Below are 14450 nucleotides of genomic sequence, written 5' to 3'. Positions count from 1 at the left end.
CCTTTGCTTTGCGGATTGTCTCTGACCTTTTGCATCCAGCGAGCATCTGCCGTAGGTCAATCTGCGGCAGTTTCCGGGTCCTTCCTGGCGACTCTGTATTCGGGAGGGCTCAGCGCGGCACATCGCCAGCGACAGGGCCGGATTTTTGGGAAGCCACCCGGAAGCCGGTTCCACCTGCATGCTGTCCAAGTCTCAATAAATACAAACCGTTCTGCTGGACACGCTGTTGGCCGTTGGACCCCGCGTGGAGTCCAGCGCGACATCCGGAGTCCAGAAGCCACTGGGTATCCACCCGACCAAGGAACCTTGTCCGCCATGACGCTGAGCTTTGCCCCGGAGGCGATCGAGATGTGGCCGCTGGCAAGGCTCCAGCCCTATGCGAAGAACGCAAAGGTGCACGGGGCGGACCAGGTGACGAAGATCGCCGCCAGCATGGCCGAGTTTGGCTGGACGGTGCCGTGCCTTGTGGCCGATGACGGCGAGTTGATCGCGGGCCATGGGCGCGTGCTCGCTGCGACAAAGCTCGGCCTGACCGAAGCGCCGGTGATAGTGCTCGGACATCTGACCGAGGCGCAGCGGAGGGCCTACCGCATCGCGGACAACAAGCTGACCGAACTCGGCACCTGGGACGAGGCGCTGCTGTCGGCGGAACTGAACGACCTCCTGGCCGAGGATTTCGAACTCTCGCTGGTCGGTTTCTCCGACGGCGAGTTGGACAAGCTGCTGGCCTACGTCGCGGAAGACGACGGTGAAGAAGGCGGCGTCGGGGCCTCCGTGCCGCCGGTGACCATCCCCGAGCCGCCACGCAACCCGGCGTCGCGGACGGGCGATCTCTGGATCCTCGGGGATCATCGATTGCTGTGCGGCGACAGCACCAGCGCGGCCGATGTGCGCCGTCTGATGAATGGCGAACGCGCCATCCTGTTCGCTACCGACCCGCCCTATCTGGTCGACTACGACGGCTCGAACCATCCCACGCGCAACAAGGACTGGTCGCAGTCCTATGGCGTGTCATGGGACGACAGTTCGCAGGGCGCGGAGCTCTACGACGGCTTCATCGCGGCGGCTGTTGCCGAGGCCATCGCCGAGGATGCAGCCTGGTATTGCTGGCACGCCTCGCGCCGCCAGGCGATGCTCGAGGCCTGCTGGGAGAAAGCTGGCGCCTTCGTCCACCAGCAGATCATATGGGTGAAGGACCGTGGCGTCCTGACCCGGTCGCACTACCTCTGGAAGCACGAGCCCTGCTTCATGGGTTGGGTGAAGGGCAAGCGCCCGCCCAAAGTGGCAGAAGAGACCCTCGCATCCACCTGGCCGCTCCCGAGCTTCGCGAAGGACGACCGCCCCGACCACCCGACGCCGAAACCGCTCGATGTGTTCGGCATCCCGATGCGCCAGCATGTGGCGCGCGGCGGGCTTTGTTACGAGCCTTTTTCCGGTTCGGGGTCGCAGATCATGGCCGGCGAAGCCAATGGCCGTCGCGTCTATGCGATGGAGATCAGCCCGGCCTATATCGATGTCGCCGTGGAACGTTGGCAGGCCGCGACCGGCCGCGATGCCATCCTCGATGGCGACGGTCGGACTTTCTCCGAGGCGCGCGAGGAGAGGCTGGGTGAATCCGATGCGGCAGACGCCGCATGAAGCAGTCGCGTATCATGTCGCTCGTCGAGGCCGTCGCGAACGTCGCCGTGGGCTTCGGCGTTGCCGTCGTCACCCAGATCCTGATCTTCCCGGTCTTCGGGCTGCAGACGACGCTGGTACAGAATCTGAAGATGGGGGCGGTGTTCACCGTGGTGAGCATCGCGCGATCGTTCGCGTTACGTCGGCTGTTCGAGGCAATCCGGTTGAGATGCTAGGCTTGGAGCATCAGCATTATTGGCACACGGTGTCGTATTGCTGCTTGTTCGAGCCTCGGACGCGTCGACTCTGAGATCGGGGTTATCATGTAACCATTCTTAACATCGCCCAACATGATTGAACGCGCCGCGTGATCCGCTCGCCAGGTCAATCCGATCAGCGCGCATATGACTGCATCAAGCTTGTCCTGGTCGGACTTCCGAGGTCTGGCGACGTCATGCATGTGGCGAGCCCAGTCGGCAAGGCCGCTTACCCCTAAGCGTTCTCCGTTTAGCTGGGTAACACGCGTCACCGCCTTCCAGTCATCAATGCGAAATTTCTTCACGTTCTTTGGATTGTACTTCGGTGCACGAAGCCGCTCAGCAAAGCCGTCCTCGAAAGCGGGTAGAGCCAATGCCGGAAAAACTTCGATGAGGAAGTGCCCGGCAGGTGCCGTGCGCGCTTGAACCGGATCCTCCGTCGCATCGAGGTCGGAGAGGAACGACCATATCGGCGCATCGTCGCAGAACATGCCGATTTTGCTGCGGTTGGCCGGCTGAACGCCTCCGCCGATGAACGAGATCAGGGACGCAGCAACTTTGTCGACCGGACGACTGCCGGAGATATTGGGCACGACAGTTGGCTGATCGAGTGCAACAAGACTGACAGCGAAATCCTTGCGGAGCGCATCAATGAAAGTACGAGCCCCCGCGAATGAAACTAGCCGAGGTTCGTGGAACTGGACTTGGCCCTGGTCATCAAAAGCGACAGCGCAGATCGCGCCCGGTGCCTTCGGAGCATCTGTCCACGCCGAGTCGAAGCCGAAAATGACTGCGCTGCTTTGCGGCTTCAGGAAATCCATGTGATCCTCCGCAAAGCAGCATAGTCAAAGCCTGCAGGGGATGCAGGTTTTTAGTTGGTCAGCTTGTAGACCCTTCCTCTACCTTCGACCTTGTCCGACGTGATCGCAAGACCGAGGCGCTTCTTCAGCCCCCCCGCCATCGCGCCCCGCACCGTGTGCGGTTGCCAGCCTGTGGCTTCGACGATCTCGGCGATGGTCGCACCGTTCTCGGCACGGAGCATCTCGATCAGCAGCGCCTGCTTGGTGCCCTCGCGCGCTGTCCGCGCCTTGGGCGCGGGTATCGTGGATCCGGCGGCGTCAGGTGCGGCGTTGTTGGCCGGCGTCTGGGTCGCGTCCGTGGGCGTGCTGCCGGTATCTTCCGTCTCAATCCCGATGGCGGCAAGGCCTGCTTCCGTAATTTGCAGGAGGGTGGCGCGGCCGTCCTCGTCGTTGCGCCAGAAGCGGTTGAGCGCCGGATCGGCCTTGGTCTGGCTTTCGGTCACCGTCTCGGCGATCAGCCCGCGGGAGATGAGCGCGCCGGCTACCTTGGCGGCTGCGCCGCCTCGGAGCGAGCCCGGGAGCGGCAGGGCGTTGCGGTCATCGCGCTGCGCGGCGGCGCTGAGGATCACGAGCTGAGTGTCGGAAAGCTTGGTCATCTGGGGTCTCCTTGTTCGGGCTGCGACCGTCGCGAGCCTTCTACGACCCCGAGCCGCGCAGGGCGCGCGGCGGGAGTTCCGGCTGGGCCGGAGTTCACTTGGCGTGTTCGCCCTCGCGGAATGCGCTGTCGGTGATGCGCTTCAGGAGGCTGGCGTAATGTTCGAGGGTGCCGACGTTGCTCCAGTTGATCTCGTCGGGGTGGGCGTTGAAGTGGTCCTCGCTCAGCGCCTGCAGCCGGGTGAGCATCTCGTCAATCTCGGCCTTCTTGCCGATGAAGGCGTTGAGGGCGGCTTCCCTGTTCCGCTGATCCTTCTCGTCGCGGATCTGGTGGCGCGGGGTGGTGAGCGGGTTGATGCTGGTCATCATGGTGGTTTCTCGTGTCCGGTTTCAGCGTTTCTCTGAAAACCACGTTCGCTCTGTCCGGTTTGCTTATCAACTCAATAAGCACATGATTCTGAAGCATAATCATGGTTTCCAATGCAGGGCCTGAGCGAGCGCCAGTACGCCGCCCATGTCGGGCTGTCGCGGGGCGCGATCCAGAAGGCGAAGGCCACCGGCCGGTTGGTCCTGCATGCCGACGGCTCGATCGATGCGGCGGCGAGCGATGCCAGGCGTGCCGGAACCACCGATCCGTCGAAGAGCCGGCCGAAGGGCGCGGCGAAATCCGGAATGAAACCGGTGCCGGAGGCGGCGGTCTCGGCAGTGGGCGACACGCTCAAGGAACAGGGAATGAATGCGCCCGTGACGGGCGGTGGCACGACCTTCCTGCAGGCGAAGACGGCGCATGAGGTGCTGAAGGCGCAGGAGCGGCGTATCCGGCTGGCCAGGCTGAAGGGCGAGCTCGTTGACCGCGACCGCGCCACGGCGCTGGTCTTCCGGCTCGCGCGCGAGGAACGCGACGCGTGGGTCAACTGGCCGGCGCGGGTCGCCGCGCTGATGGCGGCGGAGCTGGGGGTGGAGACAGCGGCCATGCAGAAGGTTCTGGAGGCCCATGTCCGCGCCCATCTCGAGGAACTCGTCCAGCCCCGAATCGCCTTCTGACGAGGTCACGCGGTTCGACGGCGCTGAAGATCTGCTCCGGGCCTGGGGACGCGGGCTCACGCCCGATCCCTGGCTGACCGTTTCGGAATGGTCGGATGCGCATCGCTGGCTGAGCTCGCGCGCGAGCGCCGAGCCCGGCCGGTACCGGACCGGGCGCACGCCCTACATGCGCGCGATCATGGACGCGCTCTCGCCGAGCCATCCGGCGCAGCGGGTCGTGTTCATGAAGGCCGCGCAGGTGGGCGCCACGGAGGCCGGTAACAACTGGATCGGCTTCGTGGTGCATCACGCGCCGGGACCGATGCTCGCGGTCCAGCCGACGGTGGAACTGGCCAAGCGCAACTCGCGCCAGCGCATCGATCCGCTGATCGAGGAGAGCCCGGCGCTGCGGGATCGCGTCCGCCCGGCGCGGGCGCGCGACAGTGGCAACACACAGCTGTCCAAGGATTTTCCAGGCGGCGTTCTGGTGCTGACCGGCGCCAACTCGGCCGTGGGGCTGCGCTCGATGCCGGCGCGCTACGTCTTCCTCGACGAGGTGGATGCCTACCCGGCTTCGGCCGATGAGGAAGGCGACCCGGTAGGTCTTGCCGAGGCGCGCTCGCTGACCTTCGCGCATCGGCGCAAGGTGTTCCTGGTCTCGACCCCGACGATCCGCGGGGTGAGCCGGATCGAGCGGGAATACGAGGCGAGCGATCAGCGGCGGTTCTTCGTGCCGTGCCCGCATTGCGCTGCGATGCAGTGGCTGCGGTTCGAGCGGCTGCGCTGGGACAGGGGCAAGCCGGAGACCACGGCCTATCACTGCGATGCTTGCGAGAAGCCGATCGCTGAGCACCACAAGCCCGCGATGTTGGCCGCAGGCGAATGGCGGGCCACTGCCGAGCCTCGCGATGCGCGAACGGTGGGGTTTCATCTCTCGGCACTCTATTCGCCGCCGGGGTGGAAGAGCTGGGCCGATATCGCGCGCGATAAGGAGGTAGCGGCAGGCTCGGATGAGGCCGAGCGGGTGTTCCGCAACACCGTGCTCGGCGAGACCTGGATCGAGACCGGCGACGCGCCGGACTGGCAGCGGATCGCCGAGCGGCGGGAGGACTGGCCGGCCGGCACGGTCCCGGCGGGAGGGCTGTTCCTGACCGCAGGCGCCGACGTGCAGAAGGACCGGATCGAGGTCGATGTCTGGGCCTGGGGCCGCGGGCTGGAAAGCTGGCTCGTCGATCATGTTGTGATCGAAGGCGGACCGGCACACCCGGAAAGCTGGGACTCATTGACCGATCTGCTGGGCCGCATCTGGCGGCATGCGGGCGGGGCGGATCTGGGCCTTGCACGGCTTGCCATCGACACCGGGTACGAGGCGGCGGCGGTCTATGGCTGGGCGCGCTCGGCCGGCTTTACGCAGGTCGCCCCGGTCAAGGGGCTAGAAGGCTTCAACCGGTCGAGCCCGGTCTCGGGCCCGACCTTCGTGGACGCTACCGCAGGAGGGAAGCGGCTACGTCGGGGCGCGCGTCTGTGGACGGTCGCCACATCGACCTTCAAGGCCGAGACCTACCGCTTCCTGCGGCTGGGCTGGCCGACAATGGAAGAACTTGGAGACGGTGCGGCGTTCGCGCCCGGTACGGTGCATCTGCCTGGTTGGGTCGACACCGAGTGGCTCCGCCAACTGACGGCCGAGCAGCTGGTGACGGTCCGCAACCGTCGCGGCTTCGCGAAGCTCGAATGGCAGAAGCTCCGAGAGCGCAACGAGGCGCTGGACTGCCGGATCTACGCCCGCGCCGCCGCCTGGATCGCGGGCGCGGATCGCTGGTCCGAGGCGACATGGGCTGATCTGGAAGCGCAGGTCGGCGTCCCCACCGGCACGGACGCGCCTGCCGGCATGATCGGACGTCCGGCTTCCGGCGCACACGGCAAGCGTCGCTCTGACTGGCTCGGGCGGCAGGAAGGATGGTTCTAGATGGCCGATTGGACCGAAGCAGAACTCGCGGCGCTCCGGCGCGCCTATGCGAGTGGAACGACCCGGGTGAGCTATGATGGCAAGTCCGTCGAGTACGGTTCGGCCGAGGATCTGCTCGGGCGAATCCGGACCATCGAACGCTTGATTGCCGGAACAACCGAGCGCCCGATCGCAGGCTTTGCCGGCTTCTCGCGCGGAGACCGCTGATGTCGGTGTCATGGTTCGACCGGGCCATTGCGGCGGTGGCGCCGCGGGCGGCGACACGGCGCGTGCTCGCACGGCAGGCGTTCGAAGGGCTCGCTCGCTCCTACGAGGGCGCGGCCCGCGGGCGGCGCACCGATGGCTGGCATGCACCGGGCTCCTCGGCGGACGCCGAGATCGGCCGCGCGGGCGCGCTGCTCCGCGACCGGATGCGGGACCTTGTGCGCAACAACCCGCATGCCGCCAAGGCGGTCTCGGTGCTCGTCAACAACATCGTCGGCGCCGGCATCATGCCACGCGCCGCAAGTGGTGATGATGCGCTCGATCGTGAAGTCGATCGGCTGTTCGAGATCTGGGCGCAAGCCTGCGATGCCGACGGCCAGCTCGACTTCTACGGCCTTCAGACCCTCGCCTGCCGTGAGATGGTCGAGGCCGGCGAGATTCTGGTCCGCCGCCGCTCGCGACGCATCGGCGACGGCGTCATGCCGCCCGTGCAGCTGCAGCTGCTGGAGGCGGATTTCCTCGATACCACGCGCAACGGAGCGCTTGGGTCGGGCCAGGCAGTCCAGGGGGTCGAGTTCGACGCTCTTGGCCGGCGCCGCGCATACTGGCTATTCGGCGCCCATCCGGGCGATGCGATGCTCGGTCTCACGGGCGGGGTCACCAGCCGGGCGGTACCGGCATCCGAGATCGCTCATGTCTACGAGAAACAACGCACGCAGGCGCGCGGCGTGCCCTGGGGCGCACCGGTGATCCGGGCCTTGCGCGATCTCGACGACTACGAGGTGGCCGAGATCGTGCGCAAGAAGACCGAGGCCTGCGTCACCGCCATCGTTTTCGGCGAAGAGGAGGCCCAGCAGGGCATCGCGCCCGCGGTCGTCGATGTCGACGGAAACCGGGTGGAGCAGTTCGAGCCGGGACTCATCGCCTATGCCCGCGGCGGAAAGGACATCCGCTTCAACCAGCCCGCCGCTGCCGGCGGCTACGGTGAGTACAAGCGCGCCAGCCTGCACACGGTCTCGGCCGGGTTCCGCGTGCCCTACGAGCTGCTGACCGGCGATCTGTCCCAGGTGAATTATTCCTCGATCCGGGCGGGGCTCGTGGAGTTCCGACGGATGATCGATGCCGTCCAGTGGCAGATTTTCATCCCGATGTTCTGTCAGCCGGTCTGGCGCTGGTTCATCGAAGCCGCGTGGGCAGCAGGCCGCATCCCGACGCCCGACGTGTCGGTCGAATGGTCGCCGCCGAAGTTTGAGGCGGTAGATCCGCAGAAAGACGCGATGGCTGACCTGCTCGCCATCCGCTCCGGCACCATGACGCTCGCCGAGGCCATCGCCCGGAAGGGCCGCAACCCTGACGCGGTGCTGGCCGAGATCGCGGCGACGAACGCCAGGCTCGACGAACTTCGCCTCGTGCTCGACAGCGATCCGCGCCGCGTCACCAAGACCGGCAGCGCGCAAACGAATGCGCCGGCCGACACCACGACCGACCCGGACGATGCGCACGGCGACGGAGCCTGAAGAGGATTCAAACATGGAGCAGATGATCGAACTACCGGCCTTCCGCCGGTCGGCGGAGCTTGCGCCGGACAGCCTTGACCCGAACACACGCAGCGTTGAAGTGATCTGGTCGACCGGCGCACGCGTGCGCCGGGCCTCGCTTTTCGGCGAGCCGCATGACGAGGAGCTCAGCATGGCGCCCGACCATGTACGGCTCGAGCGACTGAACGCCGGCGCGCCCTTCCTCAAGGTGCACGAGGCGCACGATCTCGACGCGGTGATCGGCTCTGTCGTGCCGGGTTCGGCGCGGATCGAAAACGGCCAGGGCATCGCCCGCATCCGGCTTTCCGAGCGCAACGCCGTCGACGACATCTGGCGCGACATCGAGGCCGGGCACATCCGCGCGGTCTCCGTCGGCTATCAGGTCCACCGCTTCGAGATATCGAAACCCGACGGCCAGCGCGAACTCTGGCGGGCGGTGGACTGGACCCCGTTCGAGATCTCTGCGGTGCCGGTCGGTGCCGATCCCGCCGCCGGCTTCCGCATGCACCGCGAGTACCAGACCTGCGTCCTCCAACGCCGGGACGCCCCCATAGACCAAGGAGCATCCCCAATGACCGACAAGACCGAGACCCCGGCCGTAAAGGCTGATCAGAACAACACCACGGAAATGGCCGAGGAGACCCAGATGACTGATGACCAGACCGGCGCTGCCGAACCGAAGGTCCGCGCAAGCGACACACAGACCCGCGCGGCTGAGACCAAGCCTGGCGCGACGAAGCCCGCAACCGGCCTGGCGGCCGAGGATCGCAGCCGGAGCGTTGACACCGATGCTCTGGTCAGCGAGGCACGTGTGCAGGAGCGCGAGCGCGTCTCCACGATCCATGGCCTGGTCGACAAGCTCCAGCTCGAACGCGGCTTCGCCGACGACCTGATCAGACGCGGTGTTTCCATCAACGAGGCGCGCCGGCTGATCCTCGACCAGGTCGCTTTGAAGTCGGACGAGACCCGGACCTTCCCCCATGTCTCGATCCCGCTCGGCGGGCGCGACGCGACGGTCACCCGCCGCGAGGCCGTCGCCAATGCGCTGCTGCACCGCTACAGCCCGACGCTCTTCCCGCTCGAGGACGCGGCACGCGAGTATCGCGGCATGACGCTGATGGAGCTCGCCCGCGAAAGTCTTGAGACGACGGGTGCCAGCACTCGCGGCCTCTCTCGCGACGAGGTGGCGACCCGCGCGCTGCACTCGACCTCGGACTTCCCCGAGATCCTCGCGGCGGTCACCAACAAGACGCTCCGCCAGGCCTACGAGGCCTACCCGCGAACCTTCCCGCTCTTCTGCCGCCAGGTACTCGCCACCGACTTCAAGGCGATGCATCGGGTCCAGCTGGGCGAGGCGCCGCAGCTCCTCAAGGTCGGCGAGAGTGGAGAGTTCAAGCGCGGCACCCTCGGCGAGAGCAAGGAGAGCTACCGCATCGAGACCTATGGGCGCGTGGTCGCCATCACCCGACAGGTACTGATCAACGACGATCTCGACGCCTTCACCCGGATTCCGGCGATGTACGGCAACTCGATCGCCCAGCTCGAAAGCGACGTGGTCTGGGACATCGTCACATCGAATCCGGCCATGGCGGACGGAACGGCGCTCTTCCATGCCAATCATAAGAACTTTGCCGGCACTGGCGGAGCGCTCGGGGTGGACAGCGTGGGCGCGGCGCGCGCGGCGATGCGCAAGCAGACCGGGCTAGACAGGAAGACGGTGCTCAACATCCGCCCCGCCTTCCTGATCGTGCCAGCCGCGCTGGAGCTGAAGGCCGAGCAGCTGGTGGCCCAGAACATCGTTCCCGCCGAGAGCGGCAACGTGGTACCGCAATCGATCCGCACGCTTTCGCCCATCGCCGAGCCGCGTCTCGATGCGGCCAGCGAGACGGCCTGGTATCTGGCGGCCAGTCCGAGCCAGATCGACACGATCGAGTACGCCTATCTCGAAGGCCAGCAGGGCGCCTACATCGAGACTCGCAACGGTTTCGACGTCGACGGGGTAGAGATCAAGTGCCGCCTTGACTTCGGTGCCAAGGCCATCGACTGGCGTGGCCTCTACAAGAATCCTGGCGCGTAAGCCTGTTTAGAACAGGCCAGACAGATCGCGGCGACCGTGCACGGCCCGAACGATCTCCACCCCGACATCGGTGGTTCGGTAGAGCAGAAGGTATGGCGCGCTGACCAGATAGCGCAGGCCTGGGCGGATGTCGTCGCGGGCCGCGCCCATCTCAGGGTGTTCGGCAAGGCGGGCGGCCGTTTCGTTCAGCCGATCAAGGAGCCGGTCGGCAGCCTGCGGATCATCCTCGGCGACGTGCATCCATATCTCGATCAGGTCCTCGCGGGCCCGTCGGGTGAAGGAGATCCGTGCCATGGACGATCAGACAAGGGTTTTGCGGCGGCGTGCCTCGACCTTGATGTCGTCCATGGTCGTATTGGGCTCATCAGGACCGCTGGCGATGCCCTCGTCCCACATTCGGCCCAGGAGGCGGCGGGTCTTCCACTCGCGGAGTGCTTCCCGGACGACCTCGCTGGACGAGGCGTAATCGCCACTCTTCACAGCGTCCTGCAGAAGCCTGGCGTGCTCGTCGGTGAGGGAAACGCTGATCTTTTCGGTCATCTTCCAGATCCTCCCGCCCCAAAAGTAGGAAATATTCGTACCATCTGCAAGCTCGCAAAAGGAGTAACACATGCGCAACTATGTCCAGCCCGGCAACACGATCACCCTGACGGCACCTTATGATGTCATGTCCGGTGACGGCCTGCTCGTCGGCTCCATTTTCGGTATTGCCGCCGGGAATGCCGCCAATGGCGAGAGTGTTGAGGCCAGTCTCGTCGGCATCTTCGATCTGGCGAAGACGGCCTCGCAGGCTTGGTCGACCGGTGACAAGGTCTATTGGGACAATACCACCAAGGTGGTCACCAAGACTGCGACCTCCAACACGCTGATCGGCGCCGCGGTCGAGGCCGTCGGCGGTGGCGCATCGGATACTGTCGGACGGGTGCGCCTCAATGGCAGCTTCTGATGTCGGCGATCCGATGATGGGAATATTCCGCGAAGGTTGTGCCGGATGAGTGTCGGCACGGGAGGTGGTTCCTGGGATTCGATGCTGGCCACGATCCATTCGGACCCGTTCATGGCCGTGGATGTCCGGGTTCGCTTGGCGGCCGGCGGCGATCCCATCCCCTGCCGCATGGCCTGGATGACAGGCGATGCGGCGATCCCCCTGATGCAGACCGGCACCGGCAGCACGACGCGGATCGGCGAGATCCGCGTGGCGGTCCTGCCGTCGGTCGATGAAGGTGACCTGGTCGATCTTCTGGACGCCAATGGGGGTGTGGATGAGACGCTGCGGGTCGACATGGCGGCGCGGCCGGAGGCGGACCGGCTGCTGTGGCGGCTCTGGCTTGTACCTGCCCCGGATGAGGAGGCGTAGGCCATGCCGGAGATGACAGTCCGCGAGCGATGCCTCGATGCCCTGCACCAGCAGCTGCTGGCCAGCCTGGCGCCGCAGGGCATCAGTGTCACACGCAACCGCCGCCGCCGGCCCGACCGGAAGTCGATGCCGGCCGTCATCCTGATCGATGGCGGGCATGAGCCGGATATCGAGGGCCGCGCCACGCATTTCTGGCCCTTCCGACTTACCGCCTATCTGGAGGGTCATGTCGCGGCCGGACGGGACGAGGATCTGGGTACGGCGGCCAGCACTCTCTACGGCCAGACACTGGCGGCGGCACTGGCCGATACGACGCTCGGCAATCTTACGGTCGATATCGAGGAGGCCGGCTTCGCGCAGGAGCTGGTGCGTGAAGAAGGCACGGAGGCAGGCATCGTCTTCGCGCTCAATCTGACCATCACCTACGCGACCGATGACGGCGATCCTTACGAACCAGCGCCTAACTGACGATTCGCGCGGTGCCCGACCACAGGGAACAGGGCCACCCGCCAACCCGCCGCGCCCCGCGCGGTTTTTTCATGGAGGTTCAGATGACCATTCCGACCTTCCGCCGGGCCGCCGTGCCGGGCGGCGGCGCGCTGCGCCATGAGCTGATCGACGGGGCCGCCGCGGCAAAGCCCGTACTTCCGCCTGCGACGCCCTCTGGCCCTGCTGTCGGTGGTGCGGCTCCCGCCAGGGCCGAGGCCGTCACCCGGCCTGTCAGGTCCGGTGTACCCGCCGGCAAGCCCGTTTCCACATCCTCTGGCGCCACGTCCTCTGGCAAGAAGGAGTAATCCGATATGGCCACTCTCCGCACCCGCAATGGCGCGCTGCTGCTGAAGCAGGAATCGGTGCCCGGCACCTATGAGGCTCCGGATCCGGCAACTGATGGCATCCTGGTCGAGGCCCCGACGATCAACCCGACGACGCAGAATGTCGAGACGGATGAGGTGCAGGGCTCGCTCGATTCGACCGCGCCGATCGTCGGCGGCATGCAGGTCACCATCGGCGGTTCCTTCTATCTGAAGGGCCCCGGCGTTCCGGGCGAATATCCGGAATGGGACCTGCTGATGCGCATCGCCGGCATGGCGGCAACCCAGACCCGTACCGATATCACCGGCGTGACTTTCTCGGTCACCGGCGCCTCGGCCGAGATCGCCGACAGCGGCGACGGGCTGGCGGCGCTGACCGTCGGCACGGTGATCCATGTCTCCGGCTTTGCCAATGAGGCGAACAACGGCGAGTTCATCGTCACGACCTCGGCGGCGGGCGCCATCGTGGTGGCGCGGCTGACCGGCGCAACGGCGATGGTGGATGAGGCGGCCGGGGAGAATGTCACCCTCCGTCGGGGTATTGCGGCGGTGGAGGCGACCGCAGGCGGTGCCGACAGCATCACCCTGCAGGCGCCCTGGGCGGATACGGCGCAGCTCTATCGCGGCATGCCGGTCGCGCTGTCGGGCAATCCGGCCACGGCGTATATCAGCCAGATCCTCGACTATACGGCGGGCCGGGTGGCGACCTTGTCAGACAACTTCTCGACGCCGCTCAGCGACAGCACGGTCGCCTCGATCCCGGCCAATATCCGCTATGCGCCGGCCAGCAGCTCGATCCCGGCGGCGTCCGTCGCGCTGTACATGGACGGCGTGGTCTATCGCTGCACCGGGGCCAAGGCAACCCTGTCGATCGAGCAGACCGCCGGCGGCGCCGCGCGCTGCACCTACACCATCTCGGCGCTCATGAGCGAAAAGGCCGATGCGGCGGTTCCTTCCGTCACCTATGACGGTACCCGCCCGGGCATCTGGCGGAATTCGGCCATGCTGGTGAATAGGCGCCGCGCGGCCTTGCAGACCCTGTCGGTCGATCTGGGCAATGAGGTGATCTTCCCACCGGACCCGAATGGGCAGGAGGGCTTCGACGCGCCGATCATCACCCGCCGCCGGATGGCCGGGTCGATGGACCCGAACGCGACGCTGGTCGCAACGCGGGACCTGATGACCGCCTTCCGTGACGGCACGGCGCAGCCGGTCGCCGCCCGCCTGGCCGGCGGGTCGGCCTCCCGGCCGGGGCAGCGTGTCGGCCTCACCATCCCGTCGGCGCTCTACACCTCCTACCAGCCGGGCGACCGTCAGGGGGTGCAGACCGAGCAGACCGGCTTCTTCGCCCAGGGGCAGGATAGCGGCCTCTTCCTGCAGGTGTGGTGATGTTGCCTGTCAGTGCAAAAACGCCGGTGCGCTTCCAGGTCCTGGCGGAAGCGGTGGCGCGGGGCGAGCGTGAGCTGGAAGCGCTGCGCGCCGTCGCCTCCGGGATGGAGGAAAAGGCCGATGCCGCCGAGAACCCGGCCGCTGGCCCCTCTGGCGGGGCTGCGGATCGCAAGCGCTTCCAGCGGATGCTGGAGGAAGGCGAGGCGGAGCTGGCGGCGCTGAAGACCCGCAAGGAGGCGGAGCCGGAAGAGCCGGTCTATCTGATCGCCGCTGCCGATGCCTTCCAGCGGGCCGCCTTCCCGGCGGCAATGACCGAGCATGGCTGCCGCTTCCCTGCAGGCGGGGAGGTGGTGCGCGCCCTGCGTCGTGCCGTCGAATTCTGCGTCGAGCCGCAGCAGCAGCCCGATCTCACGGAGATCCTGGACGAGGCGGAGGCCCTGCCGGAGGAGCGCTGGCCGGCGGCGCTAGAGGTGCAGATCGGCGACATGACGGCGCAGCTGCGCGGTCACTTCCCCGAGCTGGACGCCCTGCTGGCGGCGCGGGAGCGCTATACCCGCACCGCGCCCATCGTGGCGGCGCAGCTGTTCCTGCGGGGCTGGGAGGGGCTGGCCATCAGGTATGAGGCCCGGGCCGGCCGGGTGACGACGGCCTGCCTGTCGGCCCTGCCGCCGGAGCATGTGGCTGCCATCGGCCGCAAGGCGCTGGAACTGATGCACCAGATCCCGGAGCAGACGGCAAAAAACTGACAATCGTCGC

General features: G+C 66.5%; 18 protein-coding genes. 13 read left to right on the top strand and 5 right to left on the bottom strand.

Annotated elements, in window-relative coordinates:
* Positions 1–315: 315 nt before the first annotated feature.
* On the top strand, positions 316–1638 hold the full coding sequence (locus AUP43_RS15915; RefSeq protein ID WP_067559313.1) for a site-specific DNA-methyltransferase: 1323 nt from the start codon (positions 316–318) through the stop codon (positions 1636–1638).
* On the top strand, positions 1635–1853 hold the full coding sequence (locus tag AUP43_RS15910; protein WP_067559310.1) for a DUF7220 family protein: 219 nt from the start codon (positions 1635–1637) through the stop codon (positions 1851–1853). The genes AUP43_RS15915 and AUP43_RS15910 overlap by 4 nt, the downstream gene beginning before the upstream one ends.
* Here the strand turns inward: AUP43_RS15910 and AUP43_RS15905 are convergent.
* The 3 genes from AUP43_RS15905 to AUP43_RS15895 form a co-directional block, all read right to left on the bottom strand.
* Positions 1850–2695, bottom strand: a complete 846-nt coding sequence (locus AUP43_RS15905; RefSeq protein WP_067559307.1) for a DUF429 domain-containing protein — start codon at positions 2693–2695, stop codon at positions 1850–1852. The two genes, AUP43_RS15910 and AUP43_RS15905, sit on opposite strands and share 4 nt — an antisense overlap.
* Before the next feature lie 50 nt (positions 2696–2745).
* Complete coding sequence (locus tag AUP43_RS15900; RefSeq protein ID WP_067559304.1) at positions 2746–3330, bottom strand: DUF3489 domain-containing protein; 585 nt, start codon at positions 3328–3330, stop codon at positions 2746–2748.
* 94 nt (positions 3331–3424) lie between these two features.
* Positions 3425–3697 (bottom strand): hypothetical protein, encoded by a 273-nt coding sequence (locus AUP43_RS15895; protein WP_067559302.1) that lies wholly within the window; start codon positions 3695–3697, stop codon positions 3425–3427.
* A 111-nt stretch (positions 3698–3808) separates the two neighbouring features.
* On the opposite strand from AUP43_RS15895, the gene AUP43_RS19490 reads away from it, so the two are divergent.
* The 5 genes from AUP43_RS19490 to AUP43_RS15870 are packed head-to-tail and all read left to right on the top strand — an operon-like array spanning position 3809 to position 10136.
* The gene (locus AUP43_RS19490) at positions 3809–4372 is read left to right on the top strand and encodes a hypothetical protein (protein WP_067559299.1); all 564 of its coding nucleotides are present in this window, start codon (positions 3809–3811) and stop codon (positions 4370–4372) included.
* Positions 4323–6317: a phage terminase large subunit family protein gene (locus tag AUP43_RS15885; protein ID WP_067559297.1), complete on the top strand. Its 1995-nt coding sequence runs from the start codon at positions 4323–4325 to the stop codon at positions 6315–6317. The genes AUP43_RS19490 and AUP43_RS15885 overlap by 50 nt, the downstream gene beginning before the upstream one ends.
* Positions 6318–6524, top strand: coding sequence for a phage head-tail joining protein (locus AUP43_RS15880; protein ID WP_067559294.1), 207 nt, complete (start codon positions 6318–6320; stop codon positions 6522–6524).
* A complete protein-coding gene (locus AUP43_RS15875) occupies positions 6524–8038 on the top strand; it encodes a phage portal protein (RefSeq protein ID WP_067559291.1) in 1515 nt (504 codons plus the stop codon). Before AUP43_RS15880 ends, AUP43_RS15875 begins: the two co-directional genes overlap by 1 nt.
* Positions 8039–8051: 13 nt before the next feature.
* A complete protein-coding gene (locus tag AUP43_RS15870) occupies positions 8052–10136 on the top strand; it encodes a prohead protease/major capsid protein fusion protein (protein WP_067559372.1) in 2085 nt (694 codons plus the stop codon).
* A gap of 6 nt (positions 10137–10142) precedes the next feature.
* On the opposite strand, the gene AUP43_RS15865 is transcribed toward AUP43_RS15870, so the two are convergent.
* Together AUP43_RS15865 and AUP43_RS15860 are read right to left on the bottom strand one after the other, a co-directional pair.
* Complete coding sequence (locus AUP43_RS15865; RefSeq protein ID WP_067559287.1) at positions 10143–10430, bottom strand: type II toxin-antitoxin system RelE/ParE family toxin; 288 nt, start codon at positions 10428–10430, stop codon at positions 10143–10145.
* A gap of 6 nt (positions 10431–10436) precedes the next feature.
* The gene (locus tag AUP43_RS15860) at positions 10437–10676 is read right to left on the bottom strand and encodes a ribbon-helix-helix domain-containing protein (RefSeq protein ID WP_067559285.1); all 240 of its coding nucleotides are present in this window, start codon (positions 10674–10676) and stop codon (positions 10437–10439) included.
* A 70-nt stretch (positions 10677–10746) separates the two neighbouring features.
* Here AUP43_RS15860 and AUP43_RS15855 point away from each other — a divergent pair, with 70 nt between their 5' ends.
* The 6 genes from AUP43_RS15855 to AUP43_RS15835 all read left to right on the top strand — a co-directional run bounded on the left by AUP43_RS15855 (position 10747) and on the right by AUP43_RS15835 (position 14440).
* Complete coding sequence (locus AUP43_RS15855; RefSeq protein WP_067559282.1) at positions 10747–11082, top strand: DUF2190 family protein; 336 nt, start codon at positions 10747–10749, stop codon at positions 11080–11082.
* Between the two features lie 45 nt (positions 11083–11127).
* Positions 11128–11493: a head-tail joining protein gene (locus tag AUP43_RS15850; RefSeq protein WP_456093698.1), complete on the top strand. Its 366-nt coding sequence runs from the start codon at positions 11128–11130 to the stop codon at positions 11491–11493.
* Between the two features lie 3 nt (positions 11494–11496).
* Positions 11497–11961 carry a hypothetical protein gene (locus AUP43_RS15845; RefSeq protein ID WP_067559278.1) on the top strand — a complete coding sequence of 155 codons (465 nt, stop codon included), beginning with the start codon at positions 11497–11499 and terminating at the stop codon, positions 11959–11961.
* A gap of 83 nt (positions 11962–12044) precedes the next feature.
* Positions 12045–12287 carry a hypothetical protein gene (locus AUP43_RS19310; RefSeq protein ID WP_198154937.1) on the top strand — a complete coding sequence of 81 codons (243 nt, stop codon included), beginning with the start codon at positions 12045–12047 and terminating at the stop codon, positions 12285–12287.
* Positions 12288–12293: 6 nt separating this feature from the next.
* Positions 12294–13694 carry a hypothetical protein gene (locus AUP43_RS15840; RefSeq protein WP_067559275.1) on the top strand — a complete coding sequence of 467 codons (1401 nt, stop codon included), beginning with the start codon at positions 12294–12296 and terminating at the stop codon, positions 13692–13694.
* The gene (locus AUP43_RS15835) at positions 13694–14440 is read left to right on the top strand and encodes a hypothetical protein (RefSeq protein WP_067559272.1); all 747 of its coding nucleotides are present in this window, start codon (positions 13694–13696) and stop codon (positions 14438–14440) included. The genes AUP43_RS15840 and AUP43_RS15835 overlap by 1 nt, the downstream gene beginning before the upstream one ends.
* Positions 14441–14450 lie beyond the last annotated feature (10 nt).

Source organism: Oceanibaculum pacificum (assembly GCF_001618175.1).
GTDB classification, from domain to species: Bacteria; Pseudomonadota; Alphaproteobacteria; order Oceanibaculales; family Oceanibaculaceae; genus Oceanibaculum; species Oceanibaculum pacificum.
The sequence above is the reverse complement of the archived record's forward strand: the minus strand, read 5'-3'. Positions and strand labels throughout refer to the sequence as shown.